Source organism: Subtercola boreus, assembly GCF_003399645.1.
Classification (GTDB): domain Bacteria; phylum Actinomycetota; class Actinomycetes; order Actinomycetales; family Microbacteriaceae; genus Subtercola; species Subtercola boreus_A.
The window spans coordinates 122,938-138,005 of the sequence record NZ_NBXD01000030.1 but is presented as its reverse complement, the minus strand read 5'-3'; the positions used below and the strand labels follow the sequence as shown (position 1 = coordinate 138,005).

16 protein-coding genes are annotated in these 15,068 nt (G+C 68.6%); 11 read left to right on the top strand and 5 right to left on the bottom strand.

The features are described 5' to 3' along the window. The first annotated feature begins 40 nt into the window (after nucleotides 1-40). The 4 genes from pyrE to B7R24_RS15270 all read left to right on the top strand — a co-directional run bounded on the left by pyrE (nucleotide 41) and on the right by B7R24_RS15270 (nucleotide 5,092). Entirely contained in the window at nucleotides 41-589 is a 549-nt protein-coding gene (gene pyrE, locus B7R24_RS15285) for an orotate phosphoribosyltransferase (RefSeq protein WP_116419820.1), read from the top strand. Nucleotides 590-600: 11 nt separating this feature from the next. After that, nucleotides 601-1,233: a septum formation family protein gene (locus B7R24_RS15280; protein WP_116419819.1), complete on the top strand. Its 633-nt coding sequence runs from the start codon at nucleotides 601-603 to the stop codon at nucleotides 1,231-1,233. A 36-nt stretch (nucleotides 1,234-1,269) separates the two neighbouring features. Beyond that, nucleotides 1,270-3,186 (top strand): DUF2207 domain-containing protein, encoded by a 1,917-nt coding sequence (locus B7R24_RS15275; protein ID WP_172582861.1) that lies wholly within the window; start codon nucleotides 1,270-1,272, stop codon nucleotides 3,184-3,186. 94 nt (nucleotides 3,187-3,280) lie between these two features. Then, nucleotides 3,281-5,092, top strand: a complete 1,812-nt coding sequence (locus B7R24_RS15270) for a leucine-rich repeat domain-containing protein (protein WP_116419817.1) — start codon at nucleotides 3,281-3,283, stop codon at nucleotides 5,090-5,092. A gap of 22 nt (nucleotides 5,093-5,114) precedes the next feature. Here B7R24_RS15270 and B7R24_RS15265 read toward each other — a convergent pair whose 3' ends face one another. The 3 genes from B7R24_RS15265 to B7R24_RS15255 all read right to left on the bottom strand — a co-directional run bounded on the left by B7R24_RS15265 (nucleotide 5,115) and on the right by B7R24_RS15255 (nucleotide 7,171). After that, nucleotides 5,115-5,915, bottom strand: a complete 801-nt coding sequence (locus B7R24_RS15265; protein ID WP_116419816.1) for an HAD-IIA family hydrolase — start codon at nucleotides 5,913-5,915, stop codon at nucleotides 5,115-5,117. 72 nt (nucleotides 5,916-5,987) lie between these two features. Then, entirely contained in the window at nucleotides 5,988-6,866 is an 879-nt protein-coding gene (gene ypfJ, locus B7R24_RS15260; RefSeq protein WP_116419815.1) for a KPN_02809 family neutral zinc metallopeptidase, read from the bottom strand. Nucleotides 6,867-6,937: 71 nt separating this feature from the next. Then, the gene (locus tag B7R24_RS15255; protein ID WP_116419814.1) at nucleotides 6,938-7,171 is read right to left on the bottom strand and encodes a hypothetical protein; all 234 of its coding nucleotides are present in this window, start codon (nucleotides 7,169-7,171) and stop codon (nucleotides 6,938-6,940) included. Nucleotides 7,172-7,296: 125 nt separating this feature from the next. On the opposite strand from B7R24_RS15255, the gene B7R24_RS15250 reads away from it, so the two are divergent. After that, the gene (locus tag B7R24_RS15250; protein ID WP_116419813.1) at nucleotides 7,297-7,977 is read left to right on the top strand and encodes a metal-dependent transcriptional regulator; all 681 of its coding nucleotides are present in this window, start codon (nucleotides 7,297-7,299) and stop codon (nucleotides 7,975-7,977) included. A 9-nt stretch (nucleotides 7,978-7,986) separates the two neighbouring features. On the opposite strand, the gene B7R24_RS15245 is transcribed toward B7R24_RS15250, so the two are convergent. Further along, on the bottom strand, nucleotides 7,987-9,297 hold the full coding sequence (locus tag B7R24_RS15245) for an Nramp family divalent metal transporter (protein WP_253259506.1): 1,311 nt from the start codon (nucleotides 9,295-9,297) through the stop codon (nucleotides 7,987-7,989). Nucleotides 9,298-9,423: 126 nt separating this feature from the next. Here B7R24_RS15245 and B7R24_RS15240 point away from each other — a divergent pair, with 126 nt between their 5' ends. After that, the gene (locus B7R24_RS15240) at nucleotides 9,424-10,062 is read left to right on the top strand and encodes a TrmH family RNA methyltransferase (RefSeq protein WP_116419811.1); all 639 of its coding nucleotides are present in this window, start codon (nucleotides 9,424-9,426) and stop codon (nucleotides 10,060-10,062) included. On the opposite strand, the gene B7R24_RS15235 is transcribed toward B7R24_RS15240, so the two are convergent. Beyond that, on the bottom strand, nucleotides 10,063-11,322 hold the full coding sequence (locus tag B7R24_RS15235; protein ID WP_253259491.1) for an MFS transporter: 1,260 nt from the start codon (nucleotides 11,320-11,322) through the stop codon (nucleotides 10,063-10,065). A gap of 40 nt (nucleotides 11,323-11,362) precedes the next feature. On the opposite strand from B7R24_RS15235, the gene B7R24_RS15230 reads away from it, so the two are divergent. The 5 genes from B7R24_RS15230 to B7R24_RS15210 all read left to right on the top strand — a co-directional run bounded on the left by B7R24_RS15230 (nucleotide 11,363) and on the right by B7R24_RS15210 (nucleotide 15,005). Then, nucleotides 11,363-11,704: a DMT family transporter gene (locus B7R24_RS15230; RefSeq protein ID WP_116419810.1), complete on the top strand. Its 342-nt coding sequence runs from the start codon at nucleotides 11,363-11,365 to the stop codon at nucleotides 11,702-11,704. 45 nt (nucleotides 11,705-11,749) lie between these two features. Next, a complete protein-coding gene (locus B7R24_RS15225; protein WP_116419809.1) occupies nucleotides 11,750-12,163 on the top strand; it encodes a hypothetical protein in 414 nt (137 codons plus the stop codon). Nucleotides 12,164-12,373: 210 nt separating this feature from the next. Next, nucleotides 12,374-13,300 (top strand): heavy metal-binding domain-containing protein, encoded by a 927-nt coding sequence (locus B7R24_RS15220; RefSeq protein WP_116419808.1) that lies wholly within the window; start codon nucleotides 12,374-12,376, stop codon nucleotides 13,298-13,300. Then, nucleotides 13,300-14,124 (top strand): heavy metal-binding domain-containing protein, encoded by an 825-nt coding sequence (locus tag B7R24_RS15215; protein ID WP_116419807.1) that lies wholly within the window; start codon nucleotides 13,300-13,302, stop codon nucleotides 14,122-14,124. The genes B7R24_RS15220 and B7R24_RS15215 overlap by 1 nt, the downstream gene beginning before the upstream one ends. Beyond that, the gene (locus B7R24_RS15210; RefSeq protein ID WP_147304065.1) at nucleotides 14,121-15,005 is read left to right on the top strand and encodes a hypothetical protein; all 885 of its coding nucleotides are present in this window, start codon (nucleotides 14,121-14,123) and stop codon (nucleotides 15,003-15,005) included. The genes B7R24_RS15215 and B7R24_RS15210 overlap by 4 nt, the downstream gene beginning before the upstream one ends. Nucleotides 15,006-15,068: the final 63 nt, after the last annotated feature.

Here is a 15,068-nt window from a genome sequence, read left to right as displayed (position 1 = left end):
TTTGGCTGCCCAGGGGTGGCCGGCCGCTTAAACTGGCGGCATGACCGACGCTCGCGACCAGCTCATCAGGTACATCTCCGAGGAGGCCGTGTTCCACGGCGACTTCACCCTCACCAGCGGGAAGAAGGCGACCTACTATGTCGACCTCCGCAAGGTGAGCCTCGACCACCGCGTCGCGCCGCTGATCGGGCAGGTCATGCTCGAGGTGATCGCCGCGATTCCCGACGTGTTCGCGGTCGGCGGCCTCACGATGGGTGCCGACCCAGTGGCGGCGGCCATCCTGCACCAGGGTGCGGCGCGCGGCGCGACCTACGACGCCTTCGTGGTGCGCAAGGAGCCGAAGGACCACGGCCGCGGCAAGCAGGTGGAGGGCCCCGACCTCGAAGGAAAGCGCGTTGTGGTCATCGAAGACACCTCGACCACGGGCGGATCGCCGCTGAAAGCCATCGAGGCGCTCGAGAAGGTCGGAGCGATCGTGGTGGGCGTGGCGGTCGTCGTCGATCGCAACACCGAGGCGCGCGAGCGCATCGAGTCGGCCGGCTACCCCTACTTCTACGCCATCGGCCTCGACGACCTCGGCCTGAGCTAGCACGGGCGCCGGTGAGCCCCGAAGCGACCCCGGGCGAGACGACCGCGGTTCCGGATGACCGGCGGCGCCGGCGCGCGCGGCGGCGTGTTGTGGCCGGGGTGCTGGCCCTCGTCGTTCTGGCGGCACTGTTCTTCGCCGGAACGCGTCTGCCGGGCATCCTGAACCCGGCCCCGGCGTCGCTGGCCCACCCTGCAGCGACGAGCGCGACGCCCACCCCCACCCCGACGCCCGCGCCGACCTCCACCGCGGGCCCGCAGCTCGCCGGAACGTTCGAGTGGTTCGAGCTGAGAGGCGGGGAGTGCATCGCACCCTTCACGTCTGCCTGGCAGCAGCGGTTCACGGTTGTCGACTGCCAGGTTCCGCACGGCGCGCAGGTCATGGGCGCCGGCTCGCTGAGCACTGACGCAACGGCCGCCTATCCTGGGCAGGCCGCACTCTCCGAGACGCTCAACCTGTTGTGCCAGAAACCGGAGAACGTCGATTCGAGCATCCTGGGCGCGTACCCGGATGTTGTCTGGCAGGCCGGCTACCCGGTGAACGAGGCGCAGTGGAAAGCAGGGCAGCGCACCTACTACTGCTTCGTGAGTCGCTCGAGTTCGCTGCCGCTCCTGGGCAGCTTTGCCGCGCCCGCCGTCAGCGGGTAGGTTCGGGGGAGGGCATCGAACCGAAGGATGCTCAGGATGCGAGGCCCGCGCGTGCGCAAGCGACGACAGCGGCGAGCGTCTGCCCGTCGTGCCTTTCTCGGCGGGCTGCTGTTCGCAGCCCTAGTGGGTGCGCCGGTGTTGGGGAGCGCGGTCACCGCAGCAGCTGCGACGAGTGCGAACCCACCGGCGGCGGCCCCCGCGCCCCCCGCCCACGATTCGCGCACGGGTCTCAACGATTTCACCTTTACCAGCTTCGACGGCGACTACACGCTCGGAAGCGACGCCGAAGGCCACTCGACCTTGACGACCGTCGAGACCGTCGTCGCGCAGTTCCCGGATGCCGACCAGAACCGCGGGTTCATCCGGTACCTCCCCGAGAAGTACCACGAGCATCCGACCGACCTGACCCTCGTGTCGGTCACCGACGGCGCCGGCGGTGCGCGGCCGTACTCGACGGAGTCCGAGGACGACCTGCTCGCCGTGACTCTGGCCGGCGATGACTACGTGCACGGGCAGCAGACCTACGTTCTCACCTTCACCCAGAAGTACGTCACCGACTACTTCGCCGACACCGACGACGACGAGTTCTACTGGGACACGATCGGCACCGCCGCCGAACAGCCGGTCGCCCGGGCGACCGCGACGGTGCATGTGCCCGCCGAACTGTCGTCGAGCCTCAGCGGGTCGACTGCCTGCTACTACGGCCCCCTCGATTCGACGGCCCGCTGCGACATCTCGTCGGCGGCCGGTTCCGGCGGCGGCACCGCGTTCAGCACGGCACCGCGGCAACTCGCCGCGCGTGAGAACGTCTCGGTCGTCATCGGGTTCGCTCCCGGCACCTTTACCGCCCGCGACAGCACGTTCTTCGCCTCCGGTGCCGCGATCGCGGCGCTGGTCTTCATGTCGATCGCGCTGCTCTTCGCGATCGGCGCCATCGTCAATCGCGCGGTGCGGCTGAAGAACGCCCCCGGTCGTCCGACGATCATCGCCGAGTACACCCCTCCGCCCGGTGTGAACCTGCTGCTCGCCTCGGTGATCGCCAGGCAGACCCAGCGCGGCCCCGCGGCGGCGTTCGTGAGCCTGGCGGTGCGTCGCAACATCCAGATCGTGGAGCAGCCCGCCGAGGGGCGGGGTGACGCGGCGTACTGGCTGCGCTTCGTGACGGCCCAGGGGCTCGACCCCGCCGAGCTCGCCCTCGCGAAACAGCTGTTCGGCGAGCCTCTCGCCTCCGGCGCGTGGAAGCAGCTGACGAAGCGCGACACCGCACTCGCCCAGGGAATCGCGGGATTGATGACGGAGGCCCGCAAGGGCGCCGAGACAGAGGGATACGTACGCGGCGGCGGCACGTACTTCGTCACGTGGCTGTGCCTTCTCGGGAGCATCGCCGCGACCGTCGGGGCCTTCGTTTCGGGGATTGCGGCTCTCGACGGCGCCTACGGCGGGGCCGGCCCGATCGTCGTGATCGTCGTCTCCATCCTCGCGGTCATCGTGGTGTTCCTCGTCGGCTTCCGAAAGCCGTTCACGGCGAAGGGCGCCGAGCTGCGTGACTACCTCTCGGGTCTGAAGCTCTACATCCGGCTGGCTGAGAAGGATCGTTTCGAGATGCTGCAGAGCCCGGAGGGCGCCCTGAAGACGCGGGTGTCCGCCCCCGACCGGGGCCAGGTCGTCAGAATCTACGAGAAGCTGCTGCCGTTCGCCGTGCTGCTCGACCTCGAGAAGGAGTGGTCCGAAGTGCTGGGCACGTATTACGAGAGCCTGGGTACCCAGCCCGACTGGTACGGCGGCAACGTCGGTGCCTTCAACTCCGCCCTGTTCGTGTCGAGCATCGGTTCGCTCTCGGGAGCCGTCAGCACGAGCCTCGCCTCGAGTTCTAGCAGCAGTTCGTTCGGCGGATCGGGAGGCGGCGGATTCTCCGGGGGAGGAGGCGGCGGTGGCGGTACGTCAGGCGTGTAAGTGAAGAAGTTGTCGAATTCTCACCTACTGCTTGCAGAAAGTGGCGAATGCTCAATAAGCTGAACGAGCCCGCCGGGCCGATCAGGAGCAGCAGATGTCACCCAGAGTCACCCTCAGCCGCCGTAGGCGCCTCGCAGCAGCAGCCACCTCCCTCGTGCTGGCCGGCATCGCCGTCTTCGGGGCGGTCACACCGGCGGTCGCGGCAAGCCCGGTGGTTCCGTTTGCCGATGCGAAGCTGAAGGCCTGCGTTCTCGCTACTCTGGGCCTGCCCGGGCCCGACGTCACCCTCGCCGACCTGCAGGGCATCGTGGGGCTCGACTGCTCGGGGGCGGGCATCACAGATGTGACGCCGCTCGCCCAGGCGACAGCGCTGACCAGCCTCGACCTGAGCAGCAATTCGATCGCCGTGCTGCCCTCCCTCTCGAAGCTGAAGGCGCTCGTCGAGCTCGACCTCTCCCAGAACGAGCTCGCCGACCTGGGCAGCCTCGCCGGGCTCAGCGCGCTCGAGAATCTGGATGCGGGCTACAACCGCATCCAGGGCATCAGCGTGCTCCGCAGCCTCTTCTCGCTGCAGACGCTCAGAGTGCCGTACAACTCGATCGGTTCGGTGGGCGACCTCTCCACCCTCAACGATCTCGACTTCCTCGACCTGTCGCACAACTCGATCGCTTCGGCACCGTCGTTCACGCCGGGCGCCGTTCTGCGGGAGCTGAATCTCAGCTTCAACCTCCTCAGCGACATCCAGTTCACCTCCCGCCTGTCGACGGTGACGCTGCTGAACCTCTCGTACAACCGGGTGACGGGCGCTGTTCCGCTCGGGTCGTCGGCGGCCACCGTCAACCTCGAGAACCAGTCGGTGCAGTTGTCGCCGATCGCCGTCGACGTGCCCCAGGCGCTGCCGGTCGTGCGGAACGCACGGCTCGATCCCGTGGCGGTGCAGCTCTCGGCTCTCTCGCAGGCCAACGGGCGCGCGGATGCGGGCGGCTTCACCTGGCGATCGGATGGCGTCGGCCAACTCATCTGGGCAGACACCGACACGAGGCCGGGCGGCAACGTCATCTCGTTCAGCGGCCACTTCACGCAGACCGTCACGCGGGGTGGACTCACGGCACCCACCCCGACCGTCTCGGGAACGCCGCGGCTCGGTGAGACCCTCACCGCCAGTGCGGGAGCGTGGGGCCCAGCCCCTGTCGCGCTCGCCTACCAGTGGCGCAGCAACGGGTTCGACATCGGCGGTGCCACCGCGAGCAGCTACGTCATTGCGCCCGGCGACCTCGGCAAGACGATGAGCGTCGCCGTGACCGGTTCGAAGGCCTCATACGCCGTCACGATGGTGAGCGCCGCAACGGCGGCGGTCACGGCGAGGGCCCTGACGGCCACGCCGGTTCCGACCATTGCGGGCACGGCGAAGGTCGGCTCGACCCTGAACGCGCTGACCGGCACCTGGAGCCCCGCCCCGGTGGCTCTCACCTACCAGTGGATGCGTGGCCGGGCACCCATCGCCGGAGCGACGAACAAGACCTACGCCGTCACGAACGCCGACGCCGAGCAGGTGCTCACGGTGAGCGTGACGGGAGCGAAGAGCGGCTACACCTCGGTCACGAAGACCAGCGCACCCACGGCCACGGTCACCGGTGGCACCATTTCGCCGGTGGTGCCGAAGATCGGTGGGGCGCTCGCGCCCGGCAAGACGCTCACTGCTGTGACCGGGGACTGGACGCCCGCGCCGATCACCTACCACTACCAGTGGAAGCGCAACGGCGTCGAGATCACCGGCGCCAGCCAGGCGACCTACCTCGTCACGTCCGCCGACCTCGGCACAAAGGTCACGGTGACCGTCGAGGGAAGCCGCAGCGGGTACGCCACGGTGGTTCGAACCAGCGCGCCGGCGCTGTCGCCGAAGTAGGCTGCCGCTGCCCCGCCGCTGATCAGATCTCGTCGGACTCGACGGGCTCCGGCGCCAGCAGCTCGTAGACGCCCTTCAGGATCTCGTCGGGCCGGAACGGGTACCGCGCGATCTCGGCCTGGTCGCTGATACCCGTGAGCACCAGGATCGTGTGCAGGCCCGCCTCGATACCGGCCACGACATCGGTGTCCATCCGGTCGCCGATCATTCCGGTGTTCTCGGAGTGGGCACCGATCTTGTTCAGCGCCGATCGGAACATCATCGGGTTCGGCTTGCCCACGACATAGGGCTCCTTGCCGCAGGCCTTGGTGATAAGCGCCGCGACAGCACCCGTTGCGGGCAGCGGGCCCTCAGCGCTCGGCCCGGTCGCATCCGGATTCGTGACAATGAACCGCGCGCCGGCAGAGATGAGGCGGATGGCGCGCGTGATGGCCTCGAAGGAGTAGTTCCGCGTCTCCCCGACGACCACGTAGTCGGGGTTCGTGTCGGTGAGGATGAAGCCCGCTTCGTGCAGCGCCGTCGTGATGCCGGCCTCGCCGATGACGAATGCCGACCCGCCCGGCTGCTGCGACTTCAGAAAGGCGGCAGTGGCGAGCGCCGAGGTCCAGATGGACTCCTCCGGAACGGTCAGGCCCGACGCCAGCAGCCGCGCACTGAGGTCACGCGGGGTGAACATCGAGTTGTTCGTCAGAACGAGGTAGGGCTTACCCTCGTCGCGCCACTGCTGAAGCAGCTCGGCGGCGCCGGGCAGGGCCTGGTTCTCATGGACGAGCACGCCGTCCATGTCGGTCAGCCAGCATTCGATTTCGTCACGACGGGACATGGCGCTCCTTCAGGTGCTCATCCCTAGGCTACTGCGGGTCGTCCATGAGGTGGTTGGGCGCCGGCGTCGGGGTCAGAGGGCGCCGTCCGCGGCGGCGAACGTGTCGCAGTTGCCCGCCCCTCCGCTGAACCCGTTCGTGAACCAGCGCTGCCGCTGTTCGCTCGATCCGTGCGTCCAGCTCTCGGAGTTCACCGCTCCACCGCTCTGCTGCTGGATGCGGTCGTCGCCGATCGCCGACGCGGCGTTGAGGGCATCCGCGATCTGCTGCTGCGTGATGGGCTTGAGGAACGTATTGCCGTCGACGTCGGTCGTCTGCGAGGCGGATGCTGCCCACGCGCCGGCGTAGCAGTCCGCCTGCAGCTCGGTGCGCACGGAATCCGAGGCGGCTCCGGTGCCGCTGCGGTCGGTCTGCGCGAACGTGCCCGCAATCTGTTGGATGTGGTGACCCCACTCATGCGCGACCACGTACATCTCGCTGAGGGTGCCTCCTGTGGCGCCGAACTGGTTGCGCAGTTCGTCGAAGAACGACGTGTCGACGTAGATAGTCTGGTCGGGCGGGCAGTAGAACGGTCCGGTGGCGCTCGAGGCCTGGCCGCATCCTGTACTGGTCGAGCCGTCGAAGAGCACGAAGTCGGCCGGCGACTGGTAGGTCACACCGAGTTGGGGAGCCTCTTTCTGCCAGTACGAATCCAGCGAGTTGGATGCCCCCACCATCAGGCATTCGACGCGTGCGTTGGCGTCTGCACCGGTCTGGCAGTCGAGCGCCTCCTCCGTCGACGAGCTCTGCGACGTTGTCCCGCCGGCCAACCCCGTCAGGTCGACCCCGAGCACCTGTGAGAGCAGGAAGAGCCCGATCACGACCACGGCGCCACCGCCGCCGACCGCGATACCGGTCTTGCCCCGCTTGGAGACCCGGCTCGTGTCGAGCTTCGAATTGTCGTTGAACGTCATGCTGAGACGCTACTGGGTACCGCGTCGCGGTGCGTGCCCTTGTACCCGCACCGGCCAGCCGGTATTCGCGGTCAGGCCGCGCGCCCCACTTCGATGATCGCGACAGCGAACACCGTCGCGGGCGAGATCAGCAGCAGATCGACGCCTTGACTGTGCAGCAGCGGAACGAGCTGCGTGTCGCCCTGTTCGGTGATGCCGACGGCCTTGGCGAGAAAGATCTCGGCCATCTCGGCCGTCGCGAGGTACTGGTTTCCGTTGTGATGCACGATGCGCGTGTTCGCTGCACCGTTGTTGCCTGTCTTCATTGTCTGAGCCACAACGAAAGTTTATGTCTGCTAATGATCGGCGGGCAGGGATTGAGATCCGAGACGGTTTGTGCCTGCGCGGCACACCCCAGCTCCCGAAATCGCCCCGCCGATACACTGTCGGCATGGCCGCGCCGAACCTCACCAACGCTGCCCAGGACTACCTGAAGGTCATCTGGGCCGCCTCCGAATGGGCCCCCGAACCCGTCTCGGTGAAACAGCTCGCCGAGCGCACGGGCGTGAGTACGGCGACCGTCTCCGATGGCATTCGCAAGCTCGCGGCTCTCGGAATGATCGAGCACGAGCCCTATGGCAGCATCGAGCTCACCGACGCCGGGCGCTCCGTCGCCATCGGCATGGTGCGCCGGCACCGTCTGGTCGAGACTTTCCTGGTGGAGATGCTCGGCTATTCCTGGGACGAGGTGCACGACGAGGCCGAGGTTCTCGAACACGCTGTCTCCGACACCCTCATCGATCGCATCGACCGCCAACTCGGCTTCCCCGCGCGAGATCCCCACGGTGACCCCATCCCCACGGCCGATGGCCGCCCTCGCCGCCCGGACGCCGTTCGGTTGAGCGACGCTCTGCCGGGGCTCCCGCTCGTCGTCTCGCGTATCTCCGACTCCGACCCGGCCCTGTTGCGGTACGTGGCCGAGAAGGGTGTAGTTCTGGATGTCCGGCTGACCGTCGACGAACACCGCACTTTCGCGGGTGACGTCGCGGTGCGGCTCGGCGAGCGGGGTGACCCCGTCGAGCTGGGCGAGCGTGCCTCCGATGCGGTGTGGGTCAGCCCGGCCGCGTCCTGACTTTCGGCGTCAGCCGGCTCCGGTGATCGTCAGCACGATCAGCGCCACGTTGAGAGTCACGATGAGGGTCGCGACGGCCCAGCAGAGGATGCGCAGGGGCAGGCGATCCGCGAAGGGCCCCATGAGCATCCGGTCGCCCGTCAGACGGAACAGGGGAATGAGCGCGAACGGAATGCCGAGGCTCAGGAAGACCTGCGACAGCACGAGGGCCCAGGTGGGGTTCACGCCGATTCCGAGGATGATCAGCGCTGGAATCAGCGTCGCCACCCGCCGCGCGAGCAGCGGTATGCGCACGTGCAGAAGCCCCGACATGATCGTCGCGCCGGCGTAGGAGCCGACCGAGGTCGACGCGAGACCTGACGCCAGGAGCCCGACCGCGAAGATCACGCCGATCACCGGGCCGAGCGCTGCGGTGATCGCGGTATGGGCGCCCGCGATGGTGTCGGTTCCGTCGACGCCGCCCAGGTTCGCTGCCGCGATCAGCAGCATCGAGATGTTCACCGCACCGGCCAGCAGAAGTGCCACCACGACGTCCCATCGCGTCGCGAGCAGCAGGCGCCGGATGCCCGCCGTGAGGCCGGGCGTCGGCACGAACTCGGTGCGCACCAGCCCCTCACGTTCCACCAACGGAAGCGACGCCCCCAGCGCGCCGCGGTGTGCCCCGAGCGACGCCCCGTGCCGGTCGCGCGCGAGGGAGGAGTGCAGGTAGATCGCGTGCGGCATGACCGTGGCCCCGAGCATCCCGGCCGCCAGCAGCACGGTGTCGCCACCGTCGAACCGGGGGACGAGCCCTTCGGCCACACCGCCCAGGCTCACCGGGCTCACCACCAGACCGGCCAGGAACCCCGCGGCGATGATCGCGAGCAGCGTGATGATGACCGTTTCGAACGGCCGCTGCCCACGCTGCGACTGCACCGCGAGGATACCCATCGAGATCACCCCCACGATGACCCCGCCGACGAGCAGCGGAAGCCCGAACAGCAGCTGCAGGGCGATCGCACCGCCGATGACCTCGGCGAGGTCGGTGGCCGCGGCCACGAGCTCGGCCTGCACCCAGAACGCGCGGCGGCTGCGTGTGCTCATGCGCTCGCCGAGCAGCTCCGGGAGACTGCGGCCCGTGACGATGCCGAGCTTCGCCGACTGGTACTGGATGATCATGGCCATGCCGTTCGCCACGACCAGCACCCACACCAGGAGGTATCCGTATCGTGCACCGGCCGTCAGGTTGGCAGCGACATTGCCGGGGTCGACGTAGGCGATGGCCGCTACGAAGGCCGGACCGAGCAGAAAGAACAGCCGGGGTGCACGGGCGGCGGGCATGTTCGCCGTCGAACCTGTGCCCGCAGACGTCTTGGTCGCTGTCATCCGGCAATGTTAGCGCAGTTCGGAGGAAATGTTCGATGCATCTAACAAATGGATGTCGCGGTGACCCGCTACCGTTGACGAATGCCCGACGCCCGAGACAACCCCTCCCTCGAACTCACCACGAACGGGGTCGGTCCCTGGGTCGGCACGCTCCCGTCGGAGAGCTTCTACGACCCCGAACTCCTCGAGCGGGGCGACTCGCGCAACGTGATCGACCGGTACCGCTACTGGAGCATGGCCGCCATCGTCGCCGACCTCGACCTGCACAGGCATCCGTTCCACGTCGCGATCGAGAACTGGCAGCACGACATGAACATCGGGTCGATCGTGCGCAGCGCGAATGCGTTCGGCGCTGACACCGTTCATGTGATCGGTCGCAAGCGGTGGAACCGTCGCGGTGCCATGGTGACCGACCGTTACCAGCACATCCAGCACCACGAGACGGTGGCCGACTTCGTGGCCTTCGCCGCACGGGATGCCCTGCCGATCATCGCGATCGACAACGTTCCCGGCAGCGTGATCATCGAGACGTTCTCGTTCCCCGAGCGCTGCGTGCTGCTCTTCGGGCAGGAGGGGCCGGGGCTCTCACCCGCGGCGACTTCGTCGGCTGAGTCCATCGTCGAGATCAGCCAGTTCGGCTCGACCCGGTCGATGAACGCCTCGGCCGCGGCAGCCGTCGCCATGCATGCCTGGGTGTTGCAGCACGTGAGCTTCGGCTGATCATCCGTCGCCCCCCGGCGTCGTGCGCACCTCGGCACCGCCGAGGCCCGCGCCGGCCAGGCACCCTGCCGCCACTGCGAGGGCGCCGATCATGATGGCCGTCGCCGTCCAGCCCGAAGTTTCGAAGAACAGGCCGCCGAGCCAGCCGAAGAGGCTGGAACCGCCGTAGTAGAAGAGGTTGTAGAGCGACGAGGCCTGGGCGCGCCCGAGCGTAGCGTCGGCTGCTGTCCAGCCGGAGGCGACGGAGTGCGCCCCGAAGAACCCGGCGGTGGCCAGCACCAGGCCTGCGAGTACGGGCACGAGGAGGGGGGACAGTGTCAGGGCGACGCCTGCGACCATGACACCGATCGAAACGAGCAGCACGGGACGGCGCCCGACGCGGCTCGCCAGCACACCCGCCTGTGATGATGACCACGTTCCGGCGAGGTAGGCGATGAAGACCAGGCTGACGACTGCGGGCGGCAGCCAGAACGGGGCGGCGACGAGTCGAAAGCCGAGGTAGTTGTACAGCGCGACGAACGCCCCCATGAGAAGGAACGCCTGGGCGTAGAGCACCAGCTGCCGTGGTGAGCGCAGGTTCACCGCGAGACGGCGGGCGAGCGGCAGATCGGTGCCGGGGGCCCGCAGCGCCCGCGGTATGAAGCCGAGCGGTGTCGGGGCGAGCCGGATGAAGATCACCGCCGAAACGCTGCACAGCACCGCCACCGTGAAGACGCCGGTGCGCCAGCCCGCCAGCTCGGCGAGCGGGCCTGCGACGAGGCGCCCGAGCAGGCCGCCGATCGTCGTGCCTGCCACATAGGTTCCCGCGGCCCGGGCAGCGTGCGCGGCGATGACCTCTTCGCTGAGGTAGGCGATGGCGATCGACGGCACGCCACCGACCATCATTCCCTCGAGAAAGCGCCCGGCCAGCAACACCTCGATCGTCGGGGCGAAAGGAACGAGCAACCCCAGCACCGAGGCGGCGATGACCGCGACCGACATGGAGCGCAGTCGCCCGATGCGATCCGCGACCACCGACCACGGGATGACGCCCACCGCGAGCCCGATCGTCGAGGCCGAGACGACGAGCGCCGCAGAGGCCGCCCCGATGCCGAAATCATCGGCGATCTCAGGCAGGGCCGGTTGTGGCGAGTAGAGCTGGGCGAACGTGGCGATGCCGGCGAAGAACAGCGCGGCGAGCAGGCGCCGGTAGGCGGGACTGCCCTTCTCGTGCCCGCTCCACGCCGGCTCGACCTTCGCCTCGGATCTGTTTCGCACCACCGCCCCAGCCTAAACACTCGCCCCCACTAGGCTGGCGCGCGTGGGGTACATCTTCCTGGCGCTCGCGATCGCCTCCGAGGTCGTCGCGACGACATTTCTGAAGTTCACGTCGGGTGAGGGTGCGACATTCGCAAACCGCTGGTGGGCCTACATCATCGTCGTGGTGGGTTACATCCTGTCGTTCGTCATGCTGAGCTTCACGCTGTCACGCGGAGTTCCCCTCGGAATCGCCTATGCGATCTGGGCGGGCGCCGGCGTCGTGCTCGTCACGCTGATCAGCTGGCTGGTGTTCAAGGAGTTCCTGACTGTCGTGCAGCTGATCGGCATCGCCCTCGTGTTCGGTGGCGTGCTGTTGCTCGAGCTCGGCGGCAAGCACGAGTAGGATGCCCGAAACCGCCGCGAAACACGCTCGACCTAGAGTCGACGGATGACCGTTCCACTCGATCTCGACCCCGCAGCGCCCGCCGCCCCCGACCCTGCTGCCGCGCTGCTCTCGGCGCTCGCCGCCCACCTCGGCACCCCCCTCGCCCAGCGGCTCGTCACCCTGCCCGAGGGGGTGCGCGTCGAGATCGACGGCGTCGACACCGCTGAGAGCCTGCTGGTCCAGTGCATCTCGGCGACGGGCGCGGTGAAGTCGTCGCAGCGCAACAAGGCGATGGCGGATGCTCTCAAACTCGTCTGGCTGCGCGCGACCCTGTTCGCCGAAGCCCGCATCGCGCTCTGCGTGAGCGAGCCGATGGGCCGCTTCTTCCGCGACCCCGCGTGGCTCGCGCAGGCGGCGCGCGACCTGCGGTTGGAGGTCTACGTAGCGTCGCCCGGCGGGGCGGTCGAGGCGCTCTGAGGCGCTCTGCATCCGCCGTTGTGAGGGTGGCGATGTCACGCGATTACTCAGCACGGGGGAGGTCTCCGCTGCCCGACTTCGGCGTGGTCGTCCTGTCGCTGCATGACCCCGACGAAAATCGACCTCGAACTCGTGGCCCGCCCCGAGAGCTGAACGTTCTCTCAGAAACACCGGGGTCAGCGGTCACCTCGGGCGTGCTTGGATGATCGCATGAACGATTGGGTCGGTGGTCTGCCCCGCGCGGCGCACGAGCGGGTCGAGCGACAGCGCGCCAGCCGCACCGCGGGCTCCCTGCTCTCGGCCCCCGCTGCCGCGAGCGTGCAGAGCGCAGGGCTCGTGCCCGTCGGCGAAGTCTTCGGATGCCTCGTGATGAACATGGGCTGGGCCGGCACCGGGTGCGGCTGGCGGGGTCTACCGACCGGCGGTCTCGGCGCATTCCTGGGCGCGGCATCCGTCTCGCCCATCATCACCTCGGGCCGCGGTGGCGCGTACAGCGGATTCGCCCCGTACACGAAGGCCTACGAGACGGGCTGGAACGGGGCGCTGCAGCGGATGCTCGCCGAAGCCCGCGCGCTCGGTGCGCACGGCGTGGTCGGGGTGCAGATCAGGCGCTCCCACCTCGCCGGCGCGACCTGGGAATTCACGGCGCTCGGCACCGCGGTGCGTTCCATCGACCCGCTGAAGGTGCCGTTTCCCACCGTTGCGGGGGAGGTCTGGCACACGAATCTGAACGCCGAAGACACCGCCTCGAGCATCCTGTCGGGGTTCCAGCCGAAGGAGATCGTGCTCGGCATCTCCATCTCGACCAAGCACGAGGACTGGCAGTTGCGCCAGCAGCGCACGAGCTGGGTCAACGGCGAGGTGAGCGGGATGTCGCAGCTCATCCAGTCCGCGAGGCACGAGTCGCGGGTTCGACTGGCGGCTCATGCGACCCACACCGGAGGGGCCGAACTCGTGGTCACCGACATGACCCTGCACGAGTTCGAGACCCCCTGCGGCGGGCAGGAGGGCAAGGACTTCCACGCCGAAGCGGTGACCGTCGGAACCACGCTGGTGCCCATCCCGCGCTTCCGTCGCAACACCGCGCCGCCCTCGGTGCTCACGATCCTCCCGCTCAGCGACGAAAGGAAGCTCTGATGAGCGATCCGCTCTCACATGTCTCGATTCCCGCCGATGCCAGGGCCCGGTTGGCCGACGGCAAGAAGCACCTCTTCACCTCCGACCTCTCGGTCAATGAGTTCCTCCTCGTGCGGCAGGCGGGGTTCAGGCCGGTGGGGCTGGTGCTCGGTTCGAGTGTCTACCACGTCGGCATCCAGGCCCGGCGGTGGGGCAAGAACATGGAGCTCGACAAGCTGAGCGCGGCCATGTACCACGCCCGCGAGCTCGCGATGACGCGCATGGAGGCCGAGGCGGATGCCCTCGGTGCCGACGGCATCGTCGGCGTGCGTCTCGAGATCGAGTTCAAGGAATACGGCAACGACCTGGCCGAGTTCGTGGCGGTCGGAACGGCCGTCGTGGCCGAACAGCCGCCCGCGAACGGCGTCTGGCGCAACAACAAGGGGCTGCCGTTCACCTCAGACCTGTCGGGCCAGGACTTCTGGACGCTCATCCAGGCGGGCTACGCGCCGCTCGGCCTCGTGATGGGCACCTGCGTCTACCACATCGCCCACCAGGGCGTGATGTCGTCGCTCAACAACATCGGTGCAAACGTCGAGATCACGCAGTTCACCGAGGCGCTCTACGACGCCCGTGAGTTGGCGATGGGCCGCATGCAGGCCGAGGGTGAGGCGCTCGAGGCCGAGGGGGTGGTCGGCATGCAGCTGCTCTCGCTGCCCCATCGCTGGGGTGGGCACACCACCGAGTTCTTCGCGATCGGCACTGCCGTGCGGTCGCTGCGACCCGACCACGTGATTGCGGTGCCGAGCCTTGTGCTGCCGCTGACGGATGGGGGCCGGTGGTGAGCGGTTCTGTTCCTCCCGGGGGTGCGGATGATCGGCAGCGCTTCCTCGCTGAGCTCGTAACCGGCGTGGGGCGTGCGCTGCCCGGGGCAGAGGCCTCGGGGGTGCTGGTGGTCGCGCGTGACCGGTCGCTCGGAGACCGGATCGCCGGGCGACCCGGCTCGATCGCGCGCCTGCGGCTGAGGGATGCGCGGGAGGTTCTCACGTTGGCCCCGGCGGGCGGCGGCGGCGGCGGTGGTCGTGGGGGCGGCGGTGGTGTCGGTGGCGGCGGTGCTCTCGGCGGCTTTCTCGCCGAGGTCGAGCGCGTCTCCGGCGGCGTCACGATCGCCCGGCGAACCCTGCCCGTGGGGGAGTGGCTCACGGCCCTCGCGGGGCGAGTGGCCGCGATCGCGGCAGAGACCACGGGAGATGCCCGGTCGGCGGCCGTGGCACTCGGGCAGCTGGGCATCCCGAACGCCGCAGCAGACCTGCGAGTCGACGAGCCCACCCTTGAACCCGACCTGCGTGCGCTGCCCGCTCTGCTCGAGGGTCGGCTCCCGCCCGATGCGCTCGCGACGCTCCGGCGCATCACGACGCTCCTCCTCGATGCAGTACCCCGGGTCGCCGGTCGCGGTGAGGCCGAGGCGACCGTGCTGCGCGCTGCGACGGTCTACCTGCCCGACACCGTGCGCGCCTACCTCACTCTTCCGCCGGACTGGGCGGAAGGTCACGAGTTCACAGACCACAGCACTCCCGCGGCCCAGCTCCAGCGGCAGCTCGCGCTGCTCGAGACGTCGGTCGCCGAGGTGCGCGACGCAGCGATCGCGGATGATGCGGCCGCTCTGCTCACGAACGGGCGTTTTCTCGCGGCACGCTTCACTCCGCCTCGGCTCGACCTGCACTGAGTCGGCTCGGGTCCTGCCGTGCGTGCCGCGCCGTGCCCGTGCCGTGCCGGGCCCGTGCCGGGG

What these genes read in the sequence shown, in the direction of transcription:
- pyrE (WP_116419820.1), top strand. Translation starts at nt 41, where the DNA reads ATGACCGACGCTCGCGACCAGCTCATCAGGTACATCTCCGAGGAGGCC.
- B7R24_RS15245 (WP_253259506.1), bottom strand. Translation starts at nt 9,297, where the DNA reads ATGCCCGCCGCCCGTGCACCCCGGCTGTTCTTTCTGCTCGGTCCGGCC.
- B7R24_RS15265 (WP_116419816.1), bottom strand. Translation starts at nt 5,915, where the DNA reads ATGTCCCGTCGTGACGAAATCGAATGCTGGCTGACCGACATGGACGGC.
- B7R24_RS15225 (WP_116419809.1), top strand. Translation starts at nt 11,750, where the DNA reads ATGACCGTTCCACTCGATCTCGACCCCGCAGCGCCCGCCGCCCCCGAC.
- B7R24_RS15275 (WP_172582861.1), top strand. Translation starts at nt 1,270, where the DNA reads ATGCGAGGCCCGCGCGTGCGCAAGCGACGACAGCGGCGAGCGTCTGCC.
- B7R24_RS15250 (WP_116419813.1), top strand. Translation starts at nt 7,297, where the DNA reads ATGGCCGCGCCGAACCTCACCAACGCTGCCCAGGACTACCTGAAGGTC.
- ypfJ (WP_116419815.1), bottom strand. Translation starts at nt 6,866, where the DNA reads ATGACGTTCAACGACAATTCGAAGCTCGACACGAGCCGGGTCTCCAAG.
- B7R24_RS15255 (WP_116419814.1), bottom strand. Translation starts at nt 7,171, where the DNA reads ATGAAGACAGGCAACAACGGTGCAGCGAACACGCGCATCGTGCATCAC.
- B7R24_RS15215 (WP_116419807.1), top strand. Translation starts at nt 13,300, where the DNA reads ATGAGCGATCCGCTCTCACATGTCTCGATTCCCGCCGATGCCAGGGCC.
- B7R24_RS15270 (WP_116419817.1), top strand. Translation starts at nt 3,281, where the DNA reads ATGTCACCCAGAGTCACCCTCAGCCGCCGTAGGCGCCTCGCAGCAGCA.
- B7R24_RS15240 (WP_116419811.1), top strand. Translation starts at nt 9,424, where the DNA reads ATGCCCGACGCCCGAGACAACCCCTCCCTCGAACTCACCACGAACGGG.
- B7R24_RS15220 (WP_116419808.1), top strand. Translation starts at nt 12,374, where the DNA reads ATGAACGATTGGGTCGGTGGTCTGCCCCGCGCGGCGCACGAGCGGGTC.